The sequence below is a fragment of the Aeromonas aquatica genome (assembly GCF_000764655.1).
Taxonomy (GTDB): Bacteria; Pseudomonadota; Gammaproteobacteria; order Enterobacterales; family Aeromonadaceae; genus Aeromonas; species Aeromonas aquatica.
Genome location: NZ_JRGL01000055.1, coordinates 1 through 1,677 on the forward strand (window position 1 = coordinate 1; position 1,677 = coordinate 1,677).

The 1,677-nt window shown below is 59.2% G+C and carries 1 protein-coding gene; it reads right to left on the reverse strand.

The window, feature by feature from the left end; genetic code table 11:
• Positions 1–1,069, reverse strand: a 1,069-nt coding sequence (locus LG30_RS0107725; RefSeq protein ID WP_052100899.1) for a hypothetical protein, incomplete at its 3' end; no start/stop codon positions are given.
• Positions 1,070–1,677: the final 608 nt, after the last annotated feature.

Consider the following 1,677-nt stretch of genomic DNA (forward strand, 5'->3'; position numbering starts at 1 on the left):
CGGTATAGGCGTTGCCCAGATCGGCGAGGGACTGGATATCGGCGGCGCCGAGCAGGGGCTCACCGTCCCTGTCGTCCGTTCGCAGCCAGCGACGCTCGAAGCCGCGACTGTATTCGGCCGCGAGGGCACCGTATTCACGCAGACCCTGGCGCTTGGCCGCCAGGATATGGGGGGCAAAGACGCCAAGCGGAGCCAGTACGAGCAGCAAGCCAAAGCCGGCAAGCAGGATGATCTCGGGCTTGTAGGCGGTCAGCACGGCGGCGTCATAGAAGATCCGGTTGGCGATGAAGCCTGCCAGCTGGGCGCCGAATGCGGTCAGCAGCGGTGAGTAGGCATAGGCCGAGGCGCCGAGGAAGCCGAGACCACAGTTGCGATCGGGATGGGTCGGCAGGAGTGCGAGCCGGATCCGGGAAACCTGCCAGAGGAAGCGGGTCCAGATGATGATCCGGTAGAGCCAGCGCAGGATCAGAAACTGGGTGATGGGGTTGCTCACCCAGAAGAACCAGAAGCCGGGCAGGGTCAGCGCCATGTTCCCGTCCTCTATGGTGGCGTACCAGGTTGAGGATTGCAGGGCGAAGGTGTGGATCCGGATGAAATAGCCCATCGAGAAGACGAACAGGATGAGGCCTATCTCTACGGGGATCGAATTGCGCCAGCGCATGGCACTCTGGATGGCATCATAGAAACGTGGCAGAGAGAGGGGGGAAACGAGGTCCCGCTCGATGAACTGGCTGACGATCCCCCGAATGCGCTGATGGACGATAAGCTCGGCGTACACCAGCAAGGAGACACAGAGCAGGAAGCGGACATGGGTCTCGACATCCATCAAAAAGGGCACGGCAACGCCCTGCAGCAGGCTGCCCTCCCATCCGCACAGCAGCAACAGGGGCAGCCAGCAGAGCCCGCTCAGCACCAGGATCCGCCGTCTGATATGGGTCTTGATCTCGCCAAGGTGCGCCCGGCTCAACAGCTGGTACAACGGCCCCCCCAGGATCAGGGAGAAGTTGTAAGGGTCGGACAGGGGTTGGCGCTGGGGATCGGGGGGGGGGACGGGCTTATGGTTCGACATGATAAGGACCTCTGTGTGCAAGGTGTCGAATAAGCCTCGGCCTTAGGGCCGAGGCGATGAAAGAACCGGATGTTGATGGTGAGGGAGAGACAAGGGATGAGCAGGGACAACGCCATCCGATCGCCACAGGGCGGCTTGCGTGGGACGGATGCGGGCGCCATCGGAATGCTGTCGGGGAGGGGTCATCTTGACCATGGGGGTGGGGATTCATCACCGTGCTCCTGACCAAGGACTCATGGTATTAGGTATAGCGCTTGCCCGTGCCCGCGGCGGAGTCTGTCGGGGGCTATCTCGCGTTGTGCGGGTCCCTTTGGCACGGCTTGTGGGTGAGACCGCACTTGTCGTGAAGCAGATCCATCACTGGAAGAGGCCCAGTAGGTATACACGGAGTCAGGGGAGAGGGTGGATTATGATGGATATGGTGAAAAAAACCATGTCAAGCAACTAATTGCTCTGGTGGTAGAGATAAACTCCATCAATGCAACAAAGTGCGGTTTTATATGCTAGTGAGGCAAGCTGTTGCGGTGTATGGAGTACCTTTAAGCTGTAAAAAGCCATTAACTGTATGTTTTATAGGATAAAAATAATTTGGCATGGTCACTGCTAAG